Here is a 23,649-nt window from a genome sequence, read left to right on the forward strand (position 1 = left end):
TAATTATTTAGATAGACCTCCGTGAAGAGTAGTATAAGTTTGACCGATAGCAAAACCTACTTCATCAACAGCGTTAGTTATATCTTCAACTTTTCCAGAGAAATAAGAATAAGAAATGATAGATGCAGCACCAGTACCGATACCCATAGCTGTATTGTAAAGTGCTTCAGAGATACCTACTGCAAGAGCTGTAGAGTCAGGAGCTCCTTCTTGACCCATCGCACCAAACGAACGAATCATACCAAGTACAGTTCCGAATAGTCCCATCAAAGTACCTAGAGTAGAGATAGTAGCGATAACTGATAAGTTTTGTTGTAGATATGGAAGTTCAAGAGTTGTAGCTTCTTCCAATTCTTTTTGAATCATTGCTGCTTTTTCGTCATTGTTCTTGTCAGCAATTTTCTCAACATCTGCATATCTGATTAATCCTGCTTTTAATATATTAGCCACAGATCCTTTTTGTTCGTCACATAGCTTTGTTGCACCTGCGATGTCACCAGCTTCTAATTTAGCTTTAGCATTCATCACGAATTTAGCTGTGTTTCCTTTTCCACTAGCTCTGTTCAATGCAAAGAATCTCTCTACAGAAAGAGTAAGTGTTGTTAGTAACAGCGTGATAACGATAGGAATTACCCATCCTCCTTGGAATAATGCACCTAGTGAATTGCCTGGTAGTGGATGACCTTTTTCGTCAAAGTTAGCCTTATCCCCGGCAACTAGGTAGAAGAATAGGTGAGCTACAATCGCACATCCAATAACGACTATCATAGCTGAAACGCCTTTAGATCTTGGTTTTTGTTTTGGTTGTTGTTTTTTAGTTTCCATAATGATAATAAATAATTTAAGTTTAGTGAATCAATTTTTAAATTTATATCTTTTAATTTTCAATAGTCTCCTTATTTTAAAACAATAAAATTACACAGTGTCAATTATTATAGGATGCAAATATACTATTATTTTGATTTTTTAAGTATTTCGCATCTAACATTGCACTTTTATTCACACTTCTAATCAAATGTAACGGTGAAATCAGTTTTTTATTTTCCAATAAAAGCAACTTTTGTAATAGAGAATGTTCAAGCAAATTCAAAGGTCTATATATCTGTAATTGTGGATATTCTTTTTTATTTAAGTGCCCCACAAGGTATTAAACGATCACTCTAGTTTCAGCAAACAAAAATAGAACTAAAAATCAATTCACACAATAAAAAAAATATAAAAAAACCCTTATTAACCTATTTCTCTATACACAATTCATCATTCAGTGCAATTACCGCGTCTTTATAAAATTCTCTTTTTATTACAAACTGCATATTCACCTGCCGTAGAGATTGAGCAAAACTCTCGACATTGATTCCTTTTTGAAACAGGGCTTTCGAGGCTCTATACAAGAATCCGGGCAATGCAATATTGGTACCCATTACACATACTAAAGCTACACGCTCTACAATAACCTGATAGAATGTCGCCTCCAGGTCTGTTATCATTTCGCGTGATTTATAATTGTCCCAAACCACCATTGTAATAGAGTTTGCATTTGTAGATTTGAGAATATAACTCACATTATATTTAGCAAATATCTGCATGATTCTCAAGTCAAATCCAACCTCTCCAACCATCATTGGATCATGAATTTCTACAGCTAACACCTTATCTGTACCTGAAACGATCTCTATCTTCGGTATTTCCGACACATATTCTTTTGTTATCAATGTACCCGGATGTTCCGGTTCAAAGGTATTTTTGATACGGATATCGATATTTGCAAGTTCCAAAGGTTTAGACGCTTTCGGATGAATAGCCTCCATACCAATATCAGCCAACTGATCGGCAACAATAAAATTTGTTCGTCCTACAGGAACCACCTTATCAACACCTACTATATTCGGATCAGCGCTCGACAAGTGATATTCTTTATGGATAATAGCCTCGTCGGCATTTACCTCTACGGCAATTTTGCTAAAAGTAACCTCTGTATAACCTCTATCGAACGCACGCATAATACCCTCAGTACCTTTTGTATATCCGGTAGCAACACAAACATCCTTACTGAAATCAACGCCTTTGAATGCTCTATGAATACGCTCATCTATCGTAAGAGGCAGAGAGTCATTAAATCCGCATAGATCGATAAACCGGGCAGAGATACCATTGTTATTCAAAATATTTACAGTATTCCACGCTGAATGTGCCTCTCCTATCGAAGCTAAAATTTCGCGTGCGGCTAAACAGATATCTTCGGCATTTACGTATCCTGAAGCCAAAACTTTGCTTAAACTATGAAGCATTGTTTTAGCCTGTTTGAGGCGAAAGGTAATAAATTCTCTTGCTTCTAATAGATTCAGGCCGATTTCTTCAAAACCCTTATTTATAAGCAAAAGCCTTTGACACAGACTATCTAATCCGATGCTATAATCTGCATTTTCGAGAAATTGAACATATACTCCGGGCTCTCCTGTTTTTTTATGTTCCAATAGCCAGTTAGTGACATTATTATATGCGGATACAACAAATATCCGATTGTACATTTCTTCCGGCTTTCTCTTTCCTACAATGACGTTCTCCAGCACATCTTTAAACTGCGACATGGAGGTTCCGCCAATTTTCTCAACTGTAAGCATTTTAATCTTTAATATTTTGAAAAAAATTTAGCGCAAAAATAATAAAATAATCTTATTTCACAGGGGAATATAGAATAATGTCACTCCTTTGTAACATTAAATCGAATAAAAACAGGAAATAAGTAAAGAATAAATCGATATTTCCGATATATTTGTAGAGAATGTTAAAAAGTGTCCCTAAATAATAAACTAATAATGAGATTATATATTGCCTTGGTTTTATCCTTTTTTTGCTTCATACATTTGGACGCACAAAACTTTAAAGGAAAAATTACAGACACAAACGGCGAACCGTTATATGGAAGCACAGTATATATAAAAGGTGTAAATCAAGGGTTGGTATGTAACGAAACAGGAAGCTATCAAACGACTATACCCAACGGAGAATACGAAGTTGAATATAAATGTTTGGGGTTTAAACCCGAAGTGCAAATAATCAAGATCAGTACAGATAAAGTAACTACATTAGATATAGTACTATATGAAACACCTTTCAACCTGAAAGAAATTACCGTATCAAATCAGGAAGACCCGGCCTACCCTATTATGCGGAAAGCAATAGAAAAAGCACCATTATATGCTGCTTCAGTAAAAGAATATACTGCCGAAGCCTACATAAAGGTAAACGCTGAATTGCTTAAAGTTTCGTCATTGATAGACAGAATGGCAAAAAGAGAAGAAGGGGTTAAACTATCAGATTTTAAAGAGTTGCTATTTACACAAGAATCCTTCAACGAAATACGTTTTACAGCACCCAACAAGTACGAACAAACAGTAAAAGCATTCTCAAGCAGTATTCCCGACAATATAGATTCGAAAGACGTGATGGGAATATTAAGCACTTCCTTGTACAATCCCAAGATTGGTTCATACATTTCGCCCTTGCACCCTCAAGCATTTTCTTATTACAAATTCAGATACGAGGGATTTATAGAAGAGAATGGATTAACAATAAATAAAATAAAAATAGAACCCCAATTAAAAGACCCTTCGCTTTTTGAAGGTTTCATATATATAGCAGATTATACATGGCATATATATTCTGCGGAACTTCGTTCTAATCCATACGGAGCAAAACAAGCATATACAATCTCGTTTCAGGAATTAGCACCAAATGTATATCTGCCTATCACTTATTTGATAGCATCTGATATTGACATCTTCGGCATTAAAGCTACAATGAACTACTACACATCTCTAACCTATAGTAATATTAAAACGAATGAATCGGTAATAAGTGGTACAAAAAACAAAAAAGAGAAAAGAAACTTTGAAATAGCACGTCAAGACTCCTTATATATAGTAAAATCTGATAGTTTGGCATCCAAGCGTGATACGGCATATTGGACCAATGTAAGAACGATACCTTTGGGAGAACGGGAGATAAAAACATTAATAAAAAGGGATTCCATACAGCAACATCTCGATTCGGCGAGAGAGAAGCACCGTAATCCAAAGCTGACATTTTCAAATATAATGAACGGAGGGCAGATAGGAAGTGACTCCAGCAAAGTAAAAATTAAATTCAACGGGCTACTCGAAGGTAGTATCTATGAGTATAATTTTGTAGATGGGCTATGGATGGGGCAATCATTCAGGTTAACGAGTAATATCGGAAAACACAACAAGCTTGAAATAACACCTTATATATATTATGCCTTATCAAGGAAAAGATTGGTAGGTGGAGGTAATATAAATCTTACTTATGCGCCACTAAGATTAGGCAACCTTACTATCTCTATAGGAAGTACAAGTGAAGATTTCAATACACTAGGTATTCACCGCTTCAATAACTTTTCAAATTCACTAATTAGAGGTAAGAATTATAACTACTTCTATCAGAAAGATTTTATTTCCGCAACAAATAGTATAGATATTTCGAACGGATTATCTGTATCTGTAGGACTGGAGATAGACAGGCGTCATGGATTATCGAATAATACAGATTACACCTGGGGTAAGAAAAGTAAAATCACGCCTAACATATACCCTGACGACAGGTTTGACAAAACAGCATTCAACTTAGGTATAGAATACACCCCTTACGCTTATTACTCGATAAAAGATGGAGCGAAAAAATATGAGAAATACGCTTCTCCTACATTCTATATTAATTATGAGCAGGCATTCTCCGGATGGCAAACCAACAATGCTCAATATCAAAAATTATCGGGAGGCATAAAACAAAATATAAAGCTAAGTGAGTTTAGCAACTTCAACTACCAACTCGAAGGAGGTCGCTTTCTGGGCGAAAGAGACAAAATACACTTTGTGGATTATCAACATTTCAACACATCGAATGTAACAGTGAACCTAAAGTCTCCCTTTGTATCGTTTATGCTGTTAGACAATTATGTTGCTTCAACAAACAGATATTGGGTCAGAACCAATTTCAACTACGAAAGCAAGTATATATTAATTAAGCGACTGCCATTTCTTCAAGGAAAAATGTTTACAGAAAGCCTACATCTAAAAAACTTATACACCGCCGACATGAAATATAGTGAGATGGGCTACTCACTAAACTTCACAAAGCTGCTTAATGTAGGAGTATTTGCGTCATTCAAGAAAACAAAATATAAGGATTTCGGAATAAGAGTATTGTTCGATTTAGACAATATAAAGAAAACTATAAACAGATAGAAGTAAGCGTAACGTCACCTTTCTATTTTTAGGTAATATTAGAATTTGACAGGATAATAATATTTTTCTCATCAGACTAAAATACATACCTTTGCACAAATTTAATTATGGCATCTGTAAAATCTTGGGTATCGGCTCTGCGTCCACGCACACTATTCTTGGCGGGAGCTACAGCACTATGTGGCAGCGGGATCGCATATAGCACAGGAAAATTCAGCATATTTGTATTTGTTCTGACTATTTTGGTAGCGAATGTATTACAACTGCTATCAAATATGGCAAACGACCTTGGTGACTACCAACAAGGTACAGATATCACAGGCGAAAGAATAGGACCTCAACGAACAGTTCAAAGCGGAGCCATTACTCCCGAAGAGATGGCTAAAGCTATAAAAATAGCTATAGCATGTGCTATTGTGATCGGGATATTGCTTGTTTACGTTGCTCTTCAGTTTATGGCATGGCAATATATTTTACTCTTTCTAGGCTTGGGACTGGGTAGTATTGTCGCTGCAATAAAATATACAGCCGGAAAAAATCCTTATGGATACAAGGGATTGGGAGATATTTTCTCTTTTATCTTTTTTGGACTTGTATCGGTAGTTGGAACATATTTTTTACATACCCACGCCATAGATTTCAAGCCGTGGCTACCTGCTATAGCTTTGGGTTTGCTAACAGCTGCCGTACTCAATCTTAACAATATGCGTGACATAGACAATGATAGAAAATCGGGGAAAATCACAATCCCTGTAAGGATAGGAATCAAGAATGCGAAGATATACCACGCCCTATTAATTATAGGAGCGTTCGTTTCCCTTACGGCATATTCTATATTATATAGTACCCACTGGTATCAATATATGTACCTATTAAGTTTTCTTGTATTTTTTAAATTGTTAATTAACATTATCAAAATAAAAGAGAATCGTCTACTCGACTCATACTTGAAATATACTTCGATGGGAACATTTATCCTATCTGTTTGTTTTTGTATTTGTATCAATCTATAATGAAAAAGATAGGATTACTTTCTGACACCCATAACTGGTGGGATGAGAAGTTTGCAAAATATTTTTCCGACTGTCACGAAATATGGCATGCGGGAGATATAGGTTCAATGGAGTTGGCTTTAAAGTTCGAAGCTTTGGGCAAACCCTTTCGGGCAGTGTACGGGAATATCGATGACAGTCGTGTACGTGCAGCATACCCCGAAACGTTACGCTTCACACTCGAAGGTGTAGATGTGTTTATGATTCATATCGGAGGCTCTCCGGGTAGGTATGAACGAAAAGTACAATCAATATTACTTATGAATCCGCCCAAATTATTTATAACCGGGCACTCACATATACTGAAAGTCATATTCGATAAAAAAATAAACGGATTATTCATCAATCCGGGTGCAGCAGGCAAATATGGAATACATAAAGTCAGAACCCTTCTTAAGTTTAACTTGAGTGAAGGCAATATCTCCGACTTGGATATCATCGAACTTCATGACGAATCTTAATTAATACTTGTCTAATATTTCTATTTTAACGAAATTTGCAACAGTAAAAAAACAGCAGCATGAAGGAAAAATTACTGAGCTATGATGATGTTCGCAAAATGAGCCCTATTTTGCGTGGTCCATTTGGAAATATACTTATAAAATTTGCTATGTGGCTGACCGGGATGAATAAAGTCAACCGCATCTACGATACTTCGAAGCAATACGAAGGCCCTGAATTTTGCAAACATTTATTACAAGACATTGGTGTCAATATAGTAGTCGAAAATATAGAGGTGCTTAACCAATACGAAGGAGCTGCGTTTATCACTGTCTCGAACCATGCATACGGTCACATAGATGGTATTGCCGCCATTGCCACAATCGCATCGGTTCGCCCCGACTATAAAATGATGGTAAATTTCATTCTCGGCATGATAGACACAATGTCCCCCAACTTCATTGCTGTTAATCCTTTCCAAAGTGGAAAAATGGCAAGTAAGTCAAGCCTCGAAGGGATAAAACAATCCATCGAACATATCAAAAGCGGACATCCATTGGGATTCTTCCCTGCCGGTGCTGTATCTAAGACAAAAGTAAGAAACTTCAGGATGGAGGTTGAAGACCGTGAATGGCAAGAACCAGTACTAAAACTGATAAAAAAGTCGAAAGTACCTGTGATACCAATGTACTTTAGCGGTAAAAATTCTTGGTTCTTTAACTTTCTTGATCTTGTAAATTGGAGACTCCGTTCATTGAGGTTAGGACATGAAGTGTATAATAAAAAGGGTAAAACTATATACTTACGATTGGGTGAGCCAATATCACCGGAAGAACAGGCAAAACATACAGATATAAAAGAATTCGGAGAGTTTTTGAAGGCTAAAACATACGCTTTAGCTAAATCTACAGATTAAACTCATCACCTTTAGAAATCTTCACTAAAAAAGACTGACAAAACTGAAATTAATATGTAATTTTGTCAGGTTTCGTTAAACTTCACATATAAACTTTTGTTTATTTGTGACTTATCTATCTAATAAAATGGCAAGACCAGATATACAACAGGTAAAACAACGCTTCGGCATCATAGGGAACACACCCGATCTCAACCGAGCTATAGACATAGCGCTTCAGGTAGCACCTACCGATATGTCTGTACTGGTGACAGGAGAGAGCGGAGTGGGTAAAGAAAGTTTTCCGCAGATTATCCATCAGTTCAGCCATCGCAAACATGGAACTTATATTGCGGTCAACTGTGGGTCTATCCCCGAAGGTACTATAGATTCAGAACTTTTCGGACACGAAAAAGGATCCTTTACTGGAGCTACAGGCGAACGGAAAGGGTATTTCGAAGTTGCGAATGGAGGGACACTATTTCTCGACGAAGTAGGAGAATTACCTCTTTCTACCCAGGCTCGTTTACTTCGTGTACTCGAGACGGGTGAATTTATAAAAGTAGGATCATCAAAAGTAGAGAAAACAGATGTACGTGTTGTTGCGGCTACAAATCTGGACATGATAACTGCTACACGAAATGGACGTTTTCGTGAAGACTTGTATTACCGCTTAAACACTGTCCCCATTCGGATACCTGCACTAAGAGACAGGAAAGACGACATTCCTCTACTCTTTAGAAAGTTTGCAAGCGACTGTGCTGAAAAATACAACATGCCGTCTATTGTTCTAACCGAATTGGCAAAGCAAATGCTCAAAGACTACTATTGGCCGGGGAATATTCGCCAGTTGAAAAATATTACCGAACAGATATCAATTATAGAACAGGCAAGAGAAATAACTCCGGATATACTAAAACTTTATCTTCCGGCAAACGAGGTTGGCTTAATTCCCATACACACTTCTGCGGGACATAATGATCCTAAAAACTTTAGTAATGAGCGAGAAATACTCTATCAGGTACTTTTTGATATGAAAAAAGACATGAACGAGTTGAAAAAAATTGTTCATGATATTGTTGCCGGAAATCTAAAAGCCTCAGATGCTGTATCTGCATCCACAATCAGCAAAAGCGATAACACTTTACCCACTATGGTAGTAAGTGCAGCTGACAAAGGAGCAACTACACCTCTGACTATAAAAAATGATCCTCATACTATTACCCCTACCAGAAATGATATTGCTGACGTAGATATAATAGAAGCTCCCGAATATGAAGAAGAAACACTTTCTCTACAGGATGTAGAAAAAGACATGATTATAAAAGCGTTGGATCGTCATAACGGAAAGCGTAAGAATGCGGCTCAAGACCTGAAAATATCGGAACGTACACTGTACAGAAAAATAAAAGAATATAATCTGGAAAATTTATGAAAAAAATCGGCCTGTTGATTCTAGTGTCAATCATGATGACGGCTTGTACAATCTCATACAAGTTTAACGGTTCGAACATTAACTATTCCGAAACACCCACTTTAGAAATTCGCGACTTCCAAAACCAGTCGCCTAACGTATATCCTATGTTAGCTCAAATGTTTAACGAGGAAATGAAAGATGTGTTTATACGCGGAACCAAACTACAGTTTACCAGCGTAGCACCGTCAATGGAAATAGAAGGCGAGATTGTACGTTGGGATCTGACACCTCTGGCTGTGCAGGAAAACAATCTGGCTTCGCAGACTCGACTTACGATGGCGGTTAAATTCCGATTTAGAAACAATGTGAGACCGGAAGAGGATAAAGAGGAGACCATCTCGGCATATCGAGATTTTGAGAGCAGCAAAATGCTTACCGATGTACAAGATAAACTCGGAGAAGAACTCACAAAAGAGATAGTAGACCAGATATTTAATGCAACCATGTCTAATTGGTAATAAACAATAATCTTAAATATTGCTATAAGATCTTAAACATGGATATTCAGAAGCTTAATGAATTTATTATTCAAAAAAAATCTCCCTCCAAATCCGATATCGGAAGTCTGGAGAGAATTGCTTTCGAATACCCTTTTTTTCAAGCTGCCATTTTCATATATCTAAAAGCTGTGTATATAAACGAACCTGAAAGATATAAAACAGAACTGGAAAGGCTCAGTATTACAATAACTGACAGAAGAGCTCTGTTCTATTATATATTCAGTGAAGAATATCAACAATTCTTTGTAGAAACAGGTAAAAAAGAAATTGCTGAAGATAAGACGAACATTCTATTAAATGCTTTTTTTGAATCTCGAGGCGAAACAATCAGCGATGACATGCAACTGGAGTATAGTATATCCCATTCGAGCATAGCCACAACCGATTATTTTTCATACATACAGTATCAGCCTCACGAAGAAGAGAACAAAAAAGAGAGTAACCTGCAACTCAAGCATCAAGATATTATAGATACCTTCATTACTAAATCGGAAGAAGATGGCATCCACATCCAAATAGAGAAAGAAGATGAGTCGCTCCGAGATCATACTTATGAACTAAAAGACAGCAATGAAGATCAGGATGAATTAAATGAAGACTTGTTTTTCACCGAAACCCTTGCCAAAATATATATAAAGCAGCAGAAGTATGAGAAAGCATACAAAATAATTAAACATTTAAGTTTGAATTATCCAAAAAAAAATATTTACTTTGCAGACCAATTGAGTTTTCTCGAAAAATTGATTATAAATTCAAAATCTAAAGATAAAAAATGATCGCACTTATTACCATATTAATTGTGATAGCAGCTATAGCCTTGGTACTTATAGTTCTTGTTCAAAACTCAAAAGGCGGAGGCCTTTCATCAGGATTTTCATCTTCAAATGCAATCATGGGAGTTCGTAAAACCACAGACTTCTTGGAGAAAGCAACTTGGGGATTGGCTGGTTTCATCATGATAATGAGTATTGTTTGTGTTATGATCAGACCTAAAGGTGGTTTAGGAACAGCAAAACCGGATATAAGCATACCAACTACTCCTGCTACAGGAACGCCTGATATGTCTACTACTTTACCTCTTAATCAAGGTCAAGGTGCAGCAAGTACAACTACTCCGGCTCCTACGCAACAGCCTACAACACCTCCTACTGAATAAGGAAAATATAAAAATCATATAATATAAAAAAGCTTATCTGGAATCAGATAAGCTTTTTTTGTATACCTACACATCGGAAATAGAAAGAGGCTTATCTATAAAATATAAGACAATAGTCGCAACTATCTTTGGAAAAATAGAGAGCCCACAAAATAAGAATCCCTCCAAACTTCTCCATTTTCGGGGAGGCCTTTGAAGGGGTTCCTATTATAAAACGTAGACCTCAGAAATACATAAAGAATACCTTAAGGTCTGAAAACATTATTAGCGACAGCAAATACTACTCGTTATCTTCCGTATTCTCTTCGCTGCTGTTATCTTCTTGTTCGAAGTCGAAACCGGACTCGATAATTATATTATACCAGTTTATTATTTTCTTGATATCTGTCGGGTAAACACGATCCTTGTCAAACTCAGGTAATACCTCTTCGAAGTATCTCTTTAATTCTTCAGGCTTTGAGTTTGCACTGATTGATACTTTAGCCCCATTTTCTTTCTCTTTGATAGAAGCAAGAATGCTTTTTAAAGACACATCATCAGTTTCTGTGTATATAGAGATATCTCCCAATGATACTACTTTATCACGTGGATGAATAGGAATCTTTTTGTTATCTGCGAGAGACTCTACAATAACCATATTCTTACTGTTCGATACAAGTTTGTAAAGTCCGGGTTTTCCAGAAATAGATAAGATTGTTTTAAGCATAAAAAAATAATTTAATTAAAATACTTTTCTGATTTTTAGTTAAGCCACAAAAATAATATGAATACATTAAATATAATAATTTAATGTATTCAAATTAACAATATATTTATTAACCTATTAATTAATAGGCAATCCAACTATTCAAATATCTTTTTATATACATGGCAATAAGGAGTTGTTCCTTTGTGCTCGTAATATTGCTGATGATAATCTTCTGCTTTCCAGAATGTAGATAAGGGTTTTAGCATTGTTGCAACCTTATATCCCTTTTTTTGTAGAATCGATATATATTTTTCAGCAATATTTTTTTCATTCTCATCGGCATAAAATATACAAGATAGATACTGAGGCCCAATATCCGGACCTTGGCCATTTGTTTGAGTAAAATCATGCGTTTCGAAAAACAGCTTGACAAGATCTTCATACGATGTTTTCGAAGTATCATAATCTACTTCCGTTGTTTCTAAATGTCCGGTATTTTTCTGACAAACTTGTTCGTAACTAGGATGATCTACATGCCCACCCATAAAGCCTACAGCGGTATGTGCCACACCTTTGGCTTTCATGAAATAATACTCTGTGCCCCAAAAACAACCGGAGGCAAAATAAGCTTTCTTAATCATTTTATTCTCTTGAGGTATAAATTTTAGTGATATCGAGTTTACACAGTGCCTTGTCTCTTTTGCCGTGAAGCCTTCGTTGAGGAATACATGTCCTAAATGAGCATCACAGTTTGTACATATTATTTCAGTTCGTCTTCCATCGGCATCAGGAACACGTTTTACAGCACCCTTTATTTCATCATCAAAAGAAGGCCACCCACAATGAGAGTCAAATTTATCAGATGAATTATACAGAGGGGCGTTGCATCTTCTACACACATACACTCCAGCCCGCTTATTATTCACATATTCTCCTGTATAAGGAGCTTCTGTGCCTTTATATATTATTACCCTTTCTTCTTCGGGTGTCAGTTTATTGTATTTCATATTACCTTGTTCTATTTTATTTTGACTCTGTACGCATGATACTCCCCCTACGATCACGGTACATAATAAATATATGAATAATCTAAGTTTCATACCGTTTTTTTATAATAATTTTTAAAAGTAAAAGGTCTTCTCTTTTTCAGATATTCAATATTATACATATTGCTATACGCCTCGCGTTCGTACGAAATGTTTATATAAGCATCAAACATATTCCTATATTGTATCAAGCGAACGATCCACTCTATCAAATAGCTTATATAAAAGAATATGACGAGCATTTCAGCCATTTGTCGTGTATGTATACACTCATGGTTTATTTCGGCATCAGTCAGCCTACCATAATCCTTACGAGCAATGATTATTCCAAACAGGTTGATTGCTCCGAAGTTCCCCGGAGGAAAATGTTTACTGTATAATATTTTCATTCCTTCATTTACCAGACAAAAATATCTTTGAACAAAGATGTTCACAAGTTTTTTGAGGCAAATTTTGTTAAAGGGAATCTTTTAAATAACTTTCCGTTTCTTTTAAAACAAATCAATATGGAATTAGTTTATGCCGGCGTAATATTGATCCTGGCTGCAATTGTCATTTATTTAATCCAAAGAAACAATAAGCAGAGAGAATCTGAACTGAAAGAAGAAGTTGTTCGCTTAACTCGGGATAAGGAGTCTTTACAAATGGCTCAATTAGAGCATGTGAAAGAGATTGCAGAAAATAAAGCTTTACTACAGTCCAGAGAAGAACAATTACGCATTCAGCAAGAAGAGTTATTGAATACCCGGACTCAGCTAAATAAAGATTTTCAAATATTAGCGACACAGATATTGGAAGAAAAAACCCTTCGCTTCACCGATGTGAACAAGGCGAATATGGAGGCTATACTGAAACCCCTGAACGAAAAACTGGTTGAGTTTAAAGTAAAAGTAGAAGAAACGTACGATAAAGAATCGAAGCAGCGTTTTTCGCTCGAAGAACGTATCAAAGATCTGGTTGCTCTGAATAATCAGATAAGCGAAGATGCTAATAACTTAACGAAAGCACTGAAAGGCAGCAATAAGATACAGGGTAACTGGGGCGAAATGATTCTGGAGTCTATATTAGAAAAATCGGGACTCAAAAAAGGGGAAGAATATTTCACACAGGAATTTATCACTGACGAAAACGGAACACGTATTCAGAACACGCAAAATAAATATATGCAGCCTGATGTTACAGTTGTTTATCCCGGTGGACGAAAAATTATCATAGACTCCAAAGTATCCCTGAGTGCCTACATTAAGTATGTGGAAGCTGAAATAGATGCAGTAAAAATCTCTGCCGAAAAAGAACATATTACTTCTGTAAGACAACATATTGATGAACTGAGCCAAAAAGCATATCAGGACTATGTAGAATCTCTCGACTTTGTGATGATGTTTATTCCTAACGAACCGGCTTATATATTAGCGATGCAGCTTGATTCCACCTTGTGGGATTATGCTTATCGCAAACGTATCTTATTAATCAGTCCTACAAACTTGGTAGCCTCATTAAAAGTAGTAGCCGACCTGTGGAAACGTGAATACCAAAGCCGCAATGCCATAGAGATAGCCAAACGAGGAGCTGCCTTATACGATAAGTTTGCGGGCTTTGTAGAAACGCTTCAAGATGTAGGAAAAAACATAGAACGTTCTCAGAAAGCATACGATAAAGCTCTGTCTCAATTGAAAGAAGGTAATGGAAATCTCATACGACAGGCAGAAATGCTTAAAGATCTAGGAGTTAAAGCTCAAAAAGAACTACCAGACAGTATCGAATAAGTTAAATAGAGTTAAACGAATAAAGAAAAATAGTGAAACATGTTTTACAACATAAAAATTCACTTATCTTTGTACTGTGTTTTTCATGGTATTAGATTTAAGGTTAACAATGAAGATTGGTTGTCGTGATGACAGCCTTTTCTTTTTTATATACTATCCATTCTATAAAGATATAATTTAGACCTCCTTTCTCATCACTGAATTTTTCATCGAGCATAAATTCAGGGAATAAATTACAAAAAAAATACACAGACAAACAACACATAAAGAGAATATTACAGAACAAACCATCTCCTATCCTATTAGATTAAGAGGAAACGATATTTACAAATAAAGTCTTTATAAAAAAAATTGAGGTATTGATAGAATCCTTATCATCGGGGTAAAATTCGCTAAGTTATTGTTTTATATAACGTTAATTATACGTTATAATATACATTTATTGTAATATAGAAAAAAATGATTAAAAAAAACTATACAATATGTTTTACAACATGAAAAATACACTATCTTTGTACTGTGTTTTTCATGGTATTAGATTTAAGGTTAACAATGAAGATTGGTTGTCGAGATGACAACCTTTTCTTTTTTATATAGAACCATTCCTAAATACGCTGAAATTCACACTTCCATATACTCGTTGATCTTCGAATAAAGGATAATTAGAGAAATTATAATCCTTAGAATGTTCTAGAATAAATATTCCCCCCGGCTTTATCAATTCTTTTTCAAATACAAGCTTAGGCACATCTTCAAAATGCTTTAAATCATAAGGAGGATCGGCAAAAATAAAATCAAACTGCTCTTTACAATGCACCAAATAACTGAATACATCCATCTTGGAGAGCATTAGCTCCGATTGTATTTGTAATTCCGCTTTTGTTTTTTCGATGAATGAAGCATGAGCAAAGTTTTTCTCTACACATACAACACGTGGACACCCTCGCGAAACCAATTCGAAACTAATACTGCCTGTACCTCCAAAAAGGTCTAATGCTATAGTTTCTTCCCAGTCTATAGAGTTGTTCAGGACGTTGAATATATTTTCTTTTGCAAAATCTGTTGTAGGACGTGCTTTGAAACTTTTGGGAGGATCAAATCTACGCCCTTTATATTTCCCACTGATAATTCTCATAATGATAATGTTAGTAAGTCTAATGGAGCTTTTTGAGCGTCTTCATTCCACAAGAAAATCTCACTTGGAATATTCTGTTGCTCAATGTTTTTTATATATTGTTGCAGAAGTTTCACCAATTGCAGATCGGGATTACCGACTATAAAGAGATAATCATCCAGTTGACTGAATCTGCATTGCTCCCAAAGTTTAAGAATATAATATAGCTGATTTGTTATTTGTTCATTCGTATATGTTAAGCTATGAACCAACTTTGGCCCGGTAAAACAAATAATATCAAGGAAATTATCGTGAAAGTTTAAATACATTCTCGAAGCATTCCCTTTAAGCTTATTTTTATCTTCAAAGTAATTGATAAGCAAATTAGTATGATGAAAAAAGTGCGGAGCCCAAAGGCTTCTGGATAGAAAGTCAAAAATATCTTTATCCAAATTAAACAATGTAGTCACATCCTGGTTTTTGATAAAACCCGTAGATAGATGGCTTGCTTTCTCAACATGGGTAAAATTATACAAATGCTCTTTATCCTTAAGATCAAAATATCGGGCAGGAATCAGATCATAGCTTGAAGAAACGAAAATGACATTCGTCTGCTTAAACTCCTGCGTAAGAAAATTAAAATCAAAAATGATCCGTTGAATATTTGCCAGAAGGTTATCGCTCATCGAAAAAGATGTTTCACGCAGACAATAGTTCTCTTTTGTCTCTGGATCTGAAATAGAGAACATAAAGCTATAGGGCGTTATACGTATCGACAACACATATCTATCTGATTGTCCGAGGTCTATACTTTCCGGTAAAAACATATTTTGGTATTTCTATACACAAAGTTAGAAAAAGATATTTTTATCTGCTATTTTTGATCTTCAATTCACCATTTCCTTCCGCTATGATCAATGATTTCTTCCGCAGTAAAATAATAGAGAATTTCCCATTCGAACCCACAAGCCAACAAAATGAAGCCTTGGAGAGGATCGTAAACTTCTTATTTTTGCAAAAAGAAGAGACTCTGTTTTTGTTGCGGGGATATGCAGGAACGGGAAAGTCATCCTTGCTGGGAGCCTTAGTGAAAACAATGACTGAGTTTAAGCAAAAAACAGTATTGCTAGCTCCTACGGGACGAGCAGCAAAAGTATTTTCATCCTATGCCAGCCATCCGGCTTTTACCATTCACAAGAAAATATACCGACAACAGAAGTATGCAGGAGACTTTGGAAGCTTTGGACTGATGGATAATCTGCATAAAGACACACTTTTTATTGTGGATGAAGCTTCTATGATCAGCAACAGTGGAATGGATGCATCCTTCTTTGGTACAGGGCATCTGCTCGATGATCTGATTCATTATGTCTATTCAGGCGAAAACTGCCGCTTACTGCTTATTGGCGACTCGGCACAGTTGCCACCCGTTATGGAAGAAGACAGCCCTGCCCTGCAAACGGCTGTACTCGAAGGTTATGGACTCGATGTTCATGAGGCTATGTTGTCACAGATCGTGCGACAAGCTGAAAGTTCCGGCATCCTTTATAATGCCACCAATATACGTAATCTGTTGAGCAAGGGAGAAACGGGAGCATATCCTAAGCTCATACTCGATAATTTTGAGGACATTGTACGTATCAACGGAGAAGATCTTATCGATGAGATATCCGCATCTTATGATAGAGAAGGGCTAGACAATACGATGATTGTTTCCCGCTCCAATAAGCGATGCAACATCTACAATCAGGGGGTACGCAACAGGATTCTATACAGAGAGGAGGAATTATCGGCGGGAGATATGCTGATGATCACCAAAAACAATTATTATTGGACAGAAAACATAGAAGGAATAGATTTCTTAGCGAATGGTGAAATAGTAGAAGTGCTTCGTGTTCGCCGTGAACAAGAATTGTATGGATTCCGCTTTTGTGATGTCTTGGTTAGGAGCCTCGATTATGATATAGAATTCGAAATCAAGATACTTATGGATACGCTTTACTCTGATGTTTCGGGTTTACCTCGTGAGCGTGCAGAAGAATTATTCCTAAATATATTAGAAGATTACTCTGATATATCTACAAAGGCAGGTAAAATGAAAAAACTTAAAACCGACCCTTTTTATAATGCGGTACAAGTAAAATTCGCTTATGCTGTCACCTGCCATAAGGCACAAGGGGGTGAATGGAGTACCGTTTTTCTTGACTTAGGCTATATTTCGGAAGAACACTTAGGGATAAATTTTTATCGTTGGCTCTACACGGCAATTACCCGAGCCGGGAAGAAACTGTATTTAGTAAATCTTCCCGACGAGTTTGTATAAAATGAGATAACGATTAAAAAGCTACCCTCCAAAGTTTGCTTTTATATAATCCATTAAGTCGAAATCTTTTTTCAGTTCGGGTTTGTCGATTTCCATCTCACCTGTATTTATTATTAGGTTGCCTTTACCTATAATCAACTTATCAATAAATGAGCAGATCTCATTTATATTTTCTTTCATCGGTCGTTCGGCAATTTCATGTGCAGCATTTTCTATTTTGTAGAAATAATATGGGGTATTTAATTCTTGAAGCTGTTTTGCAATATGTTTCGATCCATACAGCCCAACCTGAAGCATTTCAGTCTTATCAAATGGAACATTCCTGTCGGCATCTCCGTGAAACATCTGTATAGGCGAGGGTGCTGTTTGCCATTTCAAATCTCCACTTGTACTAAAGATAGCTCCGGCAAAAGCAATTGTCCCTGCATAATTAAACCCTTGAGGGAGTCTCTCTGCAAGCTTACTGTTATTACATATTGCATATTCTCCGTGCAGAACGGCAACAGCTCCGGCACTCGAACCATTTGTAATAATCTCATCTTTTTGGATATTCCAATCCTCAGCATGATTATAAACAAAGGTCGTTGCATCAAAAAGATCCTCTACAGCCATCGTTATACTATTGGTCAATAGTGCTGCAAAACGCATCGGATCTATCTGCGAGCCATCACCTATATTTTTCATTCCGAGCCGATAATCGATAGATACAACCTGATATCCTCTTTCTACCAGCTTGTGAAAATAATCCACATACTGTTCTCCATCACGTTCACCGGCAGCAAAACCACCTCCAAACATAAAAACAATACAAGGAGTAACCTTTACAGTTACTGCTTCCTCATCTTTAAGATAGTATCTATCCAGCTTCAGTGAGCTACCATCTTTTACAGAATACACGTACGTCTGCTTGTCAATATATCCATCAGCAAACAATGAAATAGAGACAAATAGCGAAACAAGCAATGATGTTATTATTCTCTTTCCCATAATGTACAAATTCAGTGAGTTATTTTATATAGTAATTCTTTCAGTAATTCCCCGTCAGGGGCAGAGTTGTTATCAACGCCTTTTGATTTGGCATCGTATATACGTAAGAGACCAATAATTTCCATGCACTTAAACGCATTATAATTCTTCAAGGCAATAACGTAGTCTTTAGCCTGATAGGGATTTCTAAGTCCAAGTTCGGTTGCAAGCCCTTGCTCTGTTTTATTTTTTGCCCAATAACAAATCATCAGGTTGCTGAAAAAGTTAAAGAGTACCGACATGGTCATAATCATCGGATTGTTCTTCGGATTCTTCTCGAAATAGTCGGCAATCTGATTTACCTTAAATATGTTTTTATTTATAATCGCATTTAGCAATTCAAAATTATTGAAATCTTTACTGATGCCTATATTTTCTTCAATAAGGTCTGCCGTAATACGCATCTGCCCGGGCGGTATAGCTATTAACAGTTTTGCGATCTCATTTGTCAGCTTACTCAGATCATTCCCCAGATAGTCAGACAACATCTGTGCAGATTTCTGATCGATGCTCAAACCTTTTGATAATATATAGGAAGTAATAAATGCCGGAATCTTATACTCCGGTATTTTCTTCGACTCAAAAATGGCTCCGTTTTTGTCTATCTCGGCATATAGCTTTTTGCGTTTATCAAGAGAGCCTCCTTTATAATTAAGAACAAGTATAGTAGATTTTAACGGGTTCTTTACGTATACTTCGAGCTCCTCTATTTTACTTAGGTTTTGAGCTTCTTTGATTACAATGAGTTGATGATCTGACATCATCGGATAACTGCGAGCCATTGTTATCACGGCTGTAACATTCGTTTCCATCCCATACAGTATACTCTGATTAAAATCGCGTTCCTCTTCAGGCAAAACGGTTTCGGTCAGCATATTTGTAAGCTCATCTATATAGTAAGACTCATCACCCATAAAAAGATATACGGGTCTGTACTTTCGTGCTTTAATCTCTGTAACTATCTGCTCAAATGTTACCATGTTTCGAAGCGTAGGTGTTTTACTGTTTCTCCGTTATTAATTAAAGTCATTAGCGATTCGATACCCACTATGACATGCTCTTCTACAAAATTCTTTGTGACAACGTTATCACTTTTCTCCGTTTTTACACCATCAGAAATCATTGGCTGATCCGACACTAAGAGTAATGCCCCTGTGGGTATCTGATTTGCAAAGCCGCAAGTAAACAGTGTTGCAGTTTCCATATCTACAGCCATCGTTCGTATCTGAAGAAGATATTCCTTAAACTTGTCATCATGTTCCCAGACACGCCGGTTTGTGGTGTATACCGTTCCTGTCCAATAATCCTTATTATGGTTACGTATCGTAGAGGATACCGATCTCAAAAGGCTGAAAGCAGGTAAAGACGGCACTTCGGGTGGAAGATAATCATTCGATGTTCCTTCTCCTCTGATAGCCGCTATCGGTAATATATAATCCCCTAAATTATTATGCTTTTTCAGCCCTCCACACTTTCCAAGAAAAAGTACAGCTTCGGGCTCTACTGCACTCAACAGATCCATTATAGTAGCAGCATTGGCGCTACCCATTCCAAAATTTATAATTGTAATTCCTTCTGCCGAGGCATTTGGCATATTACCATCCAATCCTAAAATAGGGACATTAAAGTGATGAGCAAAAACTTCTACGTATTTGGCAAAGTTGGTTAATAATATATATTTTGTAAATTGCTCGAGTGGTCTTTTCGTATAGCGTGGCAGCCAATTTGCTACAATTTCTTGTTTTGTTTTCATATAAATTCTACTTTTGTTCGTCTAATAAACAAGCACTATCCCTTATTATTTGATATGCGGATTTAACAAAGGTAGCAAATGTTAGAGTTAAATTTACCGTCCTTCGATATAAATGTAAAAAAGATAGGTGGAAAACTCTCTATCTTAGACCCTTTACGGCGTAAGTTTGTAGCATTGACACCCGAAGAGTGGGTCAGGCAACATTTTGTGAACTTTTTGTTAAAAGAAAAAGGCTATCCCGCAGCCCTAATTGCAAACGAAGTTCAGATAGATCTTAACAAGCTAAAAAGACGCTGCGATTCGGTAGTGTATAATCGTGATTTATCCCCCCTGATGATTATAGAATATAAGGCACCGGATGTAGATATCACACAACAAGTCTTTGATCAGATTGTAAGGTATAACATTGTATTGAAAGTTAAATATCTGATCGTGTCCAATGGTCTGAATCATTATTGCTGCATAATGAACTATGATAAACAGTCATTCAAATACCTATCGGATATCCCTAACTACACTGATTTATAATAAACACCAGACTACATTTTAAAACAATACTACTAGTTTTAAAGCAAGTCGTATTCATCTCTTATTGTCACAAAAATGTGATAAAATGTTATAATTTCTCTTGTTGACTAAGTTTGACAATAAGCAAAGTTCTTTGATTCTACAATAATATTAATTTTGAAGGGTGATAGTTTATTATGGAAATCAAAGGATGAAGCTTACCCTTGCTTTAGTTGTTTTTGTGTTATTTTTATACCCATGTGAGGTCTTTTCTCAATACCTTAAAGGTTTTGTCAAAAATTCCTCAGGAGTCGCTGTCCCATATACTTCTATCTATATAGAAGAAGAAAAAAAGGGATTGATGACCAACAATGAGGGATTATTCCAGATCAATCTTCCACCGGGAAACTACACTTTTGTTTATAGACAGATAGGATATAAAGCGCAGAAACAGTCTATTTCTATTCAAAAGGATAAAGCGTGTGAAGTAGAGATTACACTCATACCATATCCATTCTATGAATATCAAAATACCGATAGGAAAATAGAACTGACAGGAAACGATATACTAAACAAAGTAACAAGAAAAGCGGCATCTTACACATCGTACGATGCTGATGCCTACATCAAAGGTAACTTAACATTAACCAGAATAACAGAGCTCACAAATACAGTCGTAAAGAAAATAGAGAATTTAAATGTGTCTGATCTCGAGAATAAGATCATACATCAGGAAATCAACTGTACAGTAAAATATACAGCACCCGATAGCTACAAAATTCAAGTAAATGGATACACTGGAAATATCGCTGATGCGATGAATACAAGAGGAGCGATAGGGCTTCTCAGTGAATCTTTATTCTCCGATTGGTTCAATGGCAGTATTTCTCCTTTAGGGAGGAGAGTATCGTCTTATTATAAATTCAAATATAAAGGCTATTACTTGGAAGATGGCAAAGTCATCAACAAGATAGAGGTTGTTCCACGATATGATGATTACAAATTACTGAACGGCGACTTGTACATTACAGATGACGGTAATATAACCTGTGCTAAGTTGTATAGAAAATTCCAAGGTCTGGAAACTGTTAATCAAATCACATATCAGACAATTGATGGCCACCCTAACCTTCCGATTACATATCAAACTGATATAAGCATCAATATATTAGGAAATAAGGGAAACGTTACATATCTGACATCTCTAAAATATAAGAAGATAGATAATGGCGGAGAAGCAAAAGGTGTTATAAGCAGAGGAGATGAACGACCAAAAATCAATGACAAAATAACATTTAACAAAGATGCTTATACTCAAGATTCAACATTTTGGGACAGTATAAGAATGTTTCCTGTAAATACAGAACGATTGGAGATTCTCGATCACTTCAGGTTAAAAGAAAGAATAGCATCTAAGCCTTGGTATGGAAAAGCTTTGCTGGGAGATTATTTTTTAGGAAATGACTCTAGCAAGTGGTCGTTGAGATATGGTGGTGTGAAAATGATATTCAGAGATTATAACTATGTGGATGGTTTCTGGCTCGGAAATCGCTTTTATCTCAAATCGCAAATAGACAAAGATCAACAACTCGAAATCAGCCCTTACATATACTATACGACAGCAAGACATCGGCTTATAGGGGGAAGCGACTTTACGTATAACTACTTGCCCGAAAGAGCAGGAAAACTAAAGTTCTCCATCGGTTCCCATACTGCCGATTTCAATAGCTTAAGCATAACGCGATATAATAACTATTTCAGTTCTTTGTTTCTAGGTAAAAACTACAATTCTTTCTATCAGAAAGATTATGTCTCAGTAAATAATGATATAGATCTGACAAAGAAGCTAAAGCTAACAGTCGGGCTTGGAGTTGAAAGACGGGCAGGATTAAATAACAATACAGATTTTACGATTATAGAAAGAGACAATATCACACCGAATATAAACCCCGATAAGCGTTTCGACAGAACATATTATTCTGTGGGACTCTCTTATGTTCCGTTTGCAAACTATACAATCCAGAATAATGAATCGCCCCTTGTTTTTCATCTTCAGTATGAAGAGGGTTTCTCTTCTTGGCAAACGAACAATTCACAATATCGAAAAATAAAAGGCGGAGCTGTGCAAAATATCCGATTGAATTATTTCGATAAACTAGACTATAAGTTTGAAGCAGGAGCTTTTGTGGGTCCTAGAAAAAACTTGCACTTTGCCGATTACCAGTTTTATGGTGCACCCGACCTTGTTTTCAACCTGGGCTCGTTGTTCGACTCATTTCTTTTGCTCGATAATTATGAATTGCAGGCAAACCATTACTGGGTTACACTCTCATTCAATTATGCCAGTCAATATTTTTTACTCAAACGCCTCTCGTTTCTACAAGGGAAACCGTTTTTTGAAGGACTACACTTTAAGACATTGTATACTCCCGACATAAAGTTTTATTCAGAGATCGGGTATTCAATAAATATTACAAGACTGTTTGGGATGGGTGTATTTTCTTCTTTCAACAACTTCGATTACAAAACGGCAGGAGTCAGATTCTCTTTAAATCTTCAGTCTCTTCTGCTATTGAAAGATTAATCATTTCAGGTATCTATATAAAAAACAAAAGAGTTACATTTTCATGTAACTCTTTTT

22 protein-coding genes are annotated in these 23,649 nt (G+C 36.2%); 12 read left to right on the top strand and 10 right to left on the bottom strand.

Features of this window, described 5'->3' with window-relative positions:
* Nucleotides 1-3: 3 nt before the first annotated feature.
* Together PKC55_RS04925 and PKC55_RS04930 are read right to left on the bottom strand one after the other, a co-directional pair.
* Nucleotides 4-825 (bottom strand): MotA/TolQ/ExbB proton channel family protein, encoded by an 822-nt coding sequence (locus tag PKC55_RS04925; protein WP_135103763.1) that lies wholly within the window; start codon nt 823-825, stop codon nt 4-6.
* Nucleotides 826-1,235: 410 nt separating this feature from the next.
* Nucleotides 1,236-2,621 carry an aspartate kinase gene (locus tag PKC55_RS04930; protein ID WP_135103762.1) on the bottom strand — a complete coding sequence of 462 codons (1,386 nt, stop codon included), beginning with the start codon at nt 2,619-2,621 and terminating at the stop codon, nt 1,236-1,238.
* 195 nt (nt 2,622-2,816) lie between these two features.
* Here PKC55_RS04930 and PKC55_RS04935 point away from each other — a divergent pair, with 195 nt between their 5' ends.
* The 8 genes from PKC55_RS04935 (at nt 2,817) to secG (ending at nt 10,785) form a co-directional block, all read left to right on the top strand.
* Entirely contained in the window at nt 2,817-5,264 is a 2,448-nt protein-coding gene (locus PKC55_RS04935; protein ID WP_291126377.1) for a DUF5686 and carboxypeptidase regulatory-like domain-containing protein, read from the top strand.
* A gap of 107 nt (nt 5,265-5,371) precedes the next feature.
* Nucleotides 5,372-6,277, top strand: a complete 906-nt coding sequence (gene menA, locus PKC55_RS04940) for a 1,4-dihydroxy-2-naphthoate octaprenyltransferase (RefSeq protein ID WP_324372109.1) — start codon at nt 5,372-5,374, stop codon at nt 6,275-6,277.
* Nucleotides 6,277-6,777, top strand: coding sequence for a metallophosphoesterase family protein (locus PKC55_RS04945; protein ID WP_283686237.1), 501 nt, complete (start codon nt 6,277-6,279; stop codon nt 6,775-6,777). Before menA ends, PKC55_RS04945 begins: the two co-directional genes overlap by 1 nt.
* 59 nt (nt 6,778-6,836) lie before the next feature.
* Nucleotides 6,837-7,673 carry a lysophospholipid acyltransferase family protein gene (locus PKC55_RS04950; protein WP_291126373.1) on the top strand — a complete coding sequence of 279 codons (837 nt, stop codon included), beginning with the start codon at nt 6,837-6,839 and terminating at the stop codon, nt 7,671-7,673.
* A gap of 127 nt (nt 7,674-7,800) precedes the next feature.
* Nucleotides 7,801-9,087, top strand: a complete 1,287-nt coding sequence (locus PKC55_RS04955) for a sigma 54-interacting transcriptional regulator (protein WP_283686235.1) — start codon at nt 7,801-7,803, stop codon at nt 9,085-9,087.
* Nucleotides 9,084-9,587, top strand: a complete 504-nt coding sequence (gene lptE / locus PKC55_RS04960) for an LPS assembly lipoprotein LptE (protein WP_006842353.1) — start codon at nt 9,084-9,086, stop codon at nt 9,585-9,587. Before PKC55_RS04955 ends, lptE begins: the two co-directional genes overlap by 4 nt.
* Nucleotides 9,588-9,625: 38 nt before the next feature.
* Nucleotides 9,626-10,405, top strand: coding sequence for a DUF8458 domain-containing protein (locus PKC55_RS04965; RefSeq protein ID WP_291126371.1), 780 nt, complete (start codon nt 9,626-9,628; stop codon nt 10,403-10,405).
* A complete protein-coding gene (secG, locus tag PKC55_RS04970) occupies nt 10,402-10,785 on the top strand; it encodes a preprotein translocase subunit SecG (protein ID WP_135103754.1) in 384 nt (127 codons plus the stop codon). The genes PKC55_RS04965 and secG overlap by 4 nt, the downstream gene beginning before the upstream one ends.
* 280 nt (nt 10,786-11,065) lie before the next feature.
* Here the strand turns inward: secG and PKC55_RS04975 are convergent, their stop codons facing one another.
* The 3 genes from PKC55_RS04975 to PKC55_RS04985 form a co-directional block, all read right to left on the bottom strand.
* A complete protein-coding gene (locus PKC55_RS04975; RefSeq protein ID WP_291126369.1) occupies nt 11,066-11,491 on the bottom strand; it encodes a DUF5606 family protein in 426 nt (141 codons plus the stop codon).
* Nucleotides 11,492-11,628: 137 nt separating this feature from the next.
* Nucleotides 11,629-12,573, bottom strand: coding sequence for a bifunctional methionine sulfoxide reductase B/A protein (locus PKC55_RS04980; protein WP_291126367.1), 945 nt, complete (start codon nt 12,571-12,573; stop codon nt 11,629-11,631).
* Complete coding sequence (locus PKC55_RS04985) at nt 12,570-12,908, bottom strand: hypothetical protein (RefSeq protein ID WP_291126365.1); 339 nt, start codon at nt 12,906-12,908, stop codon at nt 12,570-12,572. The genes PKC55_RS04980 and PKC55_RS04985 overlap by 4 nt, the downstream gene beginning before the upstream one ends.
* 117 nt (nt 12,909-13,025) lie before the next feature.
* On the opposite strand from PKC55_RS04985, the gene PKC55_RS04990 reads away from it, so the two are divergent.
* The gene (locus PKC55_RS04990; protein WP_291126363.1) at nt 13,026-14,285 is read left to right on the top strand and encodes a DNA recombination protein RmuC; all 1,260 of its coding nucleotides are present in this window, start codon (nt 13,026-13,028) and stop codon (nt 14,283-14,285) included.
* A 589-nt stretch (nt 14,286-14,874) separates the two neighbouring features.
* On the opposite strand, the gene PKC55_RS04995 is transcribed toward PKC55_RS04990, so the two are convergent.
* Nucleotides 14,875-15,420, bottom strand: a complete 546-nt coding sequence (locus PKC55_RS04995; RefSeq protein WP_291126361.1) for an RsmD family RNA methyltransferase — start codon at nt 15,418-15,420, stop codon at nt 14,875-14,877.
* A complete protein-coding gene (locus tag PKC55_RS05000) occupies nt 15,417-16,226 on the bottom strand; it encodes a DUF3822 family protein (RefSeq protein WP_291126359.1) in 810 nt (269 codons plus the stop codon). The genes PKC55_RS04995 and PKC55_RS05000 overlap by 4 nt, the downstream gene beginning before the upstream one ends.
* Before the next feature lie 83 nt (nt 16,227-16,309).
* Between PKC55_RS05000 and PKC55_RS05005 the strand changes: the two genes are divergently transcribed.
* A complete protein-coding gene (locus PKC55_RS05005; RefSeq protein ID WP_291126388.1) occupies nt 16,310-17,722 on the top strand; it encodes an ATP-dependent DNA helicase in 1,413 nt (470 codons plus the stop codon).
* A 21-nt stretch (nt 17,723-17,743) separates the two neighbouring features.
* Here the strand turns inward: PKC55_RS05005 and PKC55_RS05010 are convergent, their stop codons facing one another.
* The 3 genes from PKC55_RS05010 to PKC55_RS05020 are packed head-to-tail and all read right to left on the bottom strand — an operon-like array spanning nt 17,744 to nt 20,501.
* Nucleotides 17,744-18,709, bottom strand: a complete 966-nt coding sequence (locus PKC55_RS05010) for an alpha/beta hydrolase (protein WP_291126357.1) — start codon at nt 18,707-18,709, stop codon at nt 17,744-17,746.
* Between the two features lie 11 nt (nt 18,710-18,720).
* Nucleotides 18,721-19,728 (bottom strand): DNA polymerase III subunit delta, encoded by a 1,008-nt coding sequence (gene holA, locus PKC55_RS05015; protein ID WP_291126355.1) that lies wholly within the window; start codon nt 19,726-19,728, stop codon nt 18,721-18,723.
* Nucleotides 19,722-20,501: an AMP nucleosidase gene (locus PKC55_RS05020; protein WP_135103745.1), complete on the bottom strand. Its 780-nt coding sequence runs from the start codon at nt 20,499-20,501 to the stop codon at nt 19,722-19,724. The genes holA and PKC55_RS05020 overlap by 7 nt, the downstream gene beginning before the upstream one ends.
* A 78-nt stretch (nt 20,502-20,579) precedes the next feature.
* Between PKC55_RS05020 and PKC55_RS05025 the strand changes: the two genes are divergently transcribed.
* Complete coding sequence (locus tag PKC55_RS05025; RefSeq protein WP_291126353.1) at nt 20,580-21,029, top strand: type I restriction enzyme HsdR N-terminal domain-containing protein; 450 nt, start codon at nt 20,580-20,582, stop codon at nt 21,027-21,029.
* A 190-nt stretch (nt 21,030-21,219) separates the two neighbouring features.
* On the top strand, nt 21,220-23,592 hold the full coding sequence (locus PKC55_RS05030; RefSeq protein ID WP_324372120.1) for a DUF5686 family protein: 2,373 nt from the start codon (nt 21,220-21,222) through the stop codon (nt 23,590-23,592).
* Nucleotides 23,593-23,649 lie beyond the last annotated feature (57 nt).

Origin of the sequence: Dysgonomonas sp. (assembly GCF_035323175.1) — a bacterium.
GTDB lineage: Bacteria > Bacteroidota > Bacteroidia > Bacteroidales > Dysgonomonadaceae > Dysgonomonas.

Coding starts and splice junctions, on each gene's coding strand:
- PKC55_RS04925 (WP_135103763.1), bottom strand. CDS start 825: ATGGAAACTAAAAAACAACAACCAAAACAAAAACCAAGATCTAAAGGC.
- PKC55_RS04930 (WP_135103762.1), bottom strand. CDS start 2,621: ATGCTTACAGTTGAGAAAATTGGCGGAACCTCCATGTCGCAGTTTAAA.
- PKC55_RS04935 (WP_291126377.1), top strand. CDS start 2,817: ATGAGATTATATATTGCCTTGGTTTTATCCTTTTTTTGCTTCATACAT.
- menA (WP_324372109.1), top strand. CDS start 5,372: ATGGCATCTGTAAAATCTTGGGTATCGGCTCTGCGTCCACGCACACTA.
- PKC55_RS04945 (WP_283686237.1), top strand. CDS start 6,277: ATGAAAAAGATAGGATTACTTTCTGACACCCATAACTGGTGGGATGAG.
- PKC55_RS04950 (WP_291126373.1), top strand. CDS start 6,837: ATGAAGGAAAAATTACTGAGCTATGATGATGTTCGCAAAATGAGCCCT.
- PKC55_RS04955 (WP_283686235.1), top strand. CDS start 7,801: ATGGCAAGACCAGATATACAACAGGTAAAACAACGCTTCGGCATCATA.
- lptE (WP_006842353.1), top strand. CDS start 9,084: ATGAAAAAAATCGGCCTGTTGATTCTAGTGTCAATCATGATGACGGCT.
- PKC55_RS04965 (WP_291126371.1), top strand. CDS start 9,626: ATGGATATTCAGAAGCTTAATGAATTTATTATTCAAAAAAAATCTCCC.
- secG (WP_135103754.1), top strand. CDS start 10,402: ATGATCGCACTTATTACCATATTAATTGTGATAGCAGCTATAGCCTTG.
- PKC55_RS04975 (WP_291126369.1), bottom strand. CDS start 11,491: ATGCTTAAAACAATCTTATCTATTTCTGGAAAACCCGGACTTTACAAA.
- PKC55_RS04980 (WP_291126367.1), bottom strand. CDS start 12,573: ATGAAACTTAGATTATTCATATATTTATTATGTACCGTGATCGTAGGG.
- PKC55_RS04985 (WP_291126365.1), bottom strand. CDS start 12,908: ATGAAAATATTATACAGTAAACATTTTCCTCCGGGGAACTTCGGAGCA.
- PKC55_RS04990 (WP_291126363.1), top strand. CDS start 13,026: ATGGAATTAGTTTATGCCGGCGTAATATTGATCCTGGCTGCAATTGTC.
- PKC55_RS04995 (WP_291126361.1), bottom strand. CDS start 15,420: ATGAGAATTATCAGTGGGAAATATAAAGGGCGTAGATTTGATCCTCCC.
- PKC55_RS05000 (WP_291126359.1), bottom strand. CDS start 16,226: ATGTTTTTACCGGAAAGTATAGACCTCGGACAATCAGATAGATATGTG.
- PKC55_RS05005 (WP_291126388.1), top strand. CDS start 16,310: ATGATCAATGATTTCTTCCGCAGTAAAATAATAGAGAATTTCCCATTC.
- PKC55_RS05010 (WP_291126357.1), bottom strand. CDS start 18,709: ATGGGAAAGAGAATAATAACATCATTGCTTGTTTCGCTATTTGTCTCT.
- holA (WP_291126355.1), bottom strand. CDS start 19,728: ATGGTAACATTTGAGCAGATAGTTACAGAGATTAAAGCACGAAAGTAC.
- PKC55_RS05020 (WP_135103745.1), bottom strand. CDS start 20,501: ATGAAAACAAAACAAGAAATTGTAGCAAATTGGCTGCCACGCTATACG.
- PKC55_RS05025 (WP_291126353.1), top strand. CDS start 20,580: ATGTTAGAGTTAAATTTACCGTCCTTCGATATAAATGTAAAAAAGATA.
- PKC55_RS05030 (WP_324372120.1), top strand. CDS start 21,220: ATGAAGCTTACCCTTGCTTTAGTTGTTTTTGTGTTATTTTTATACCCA.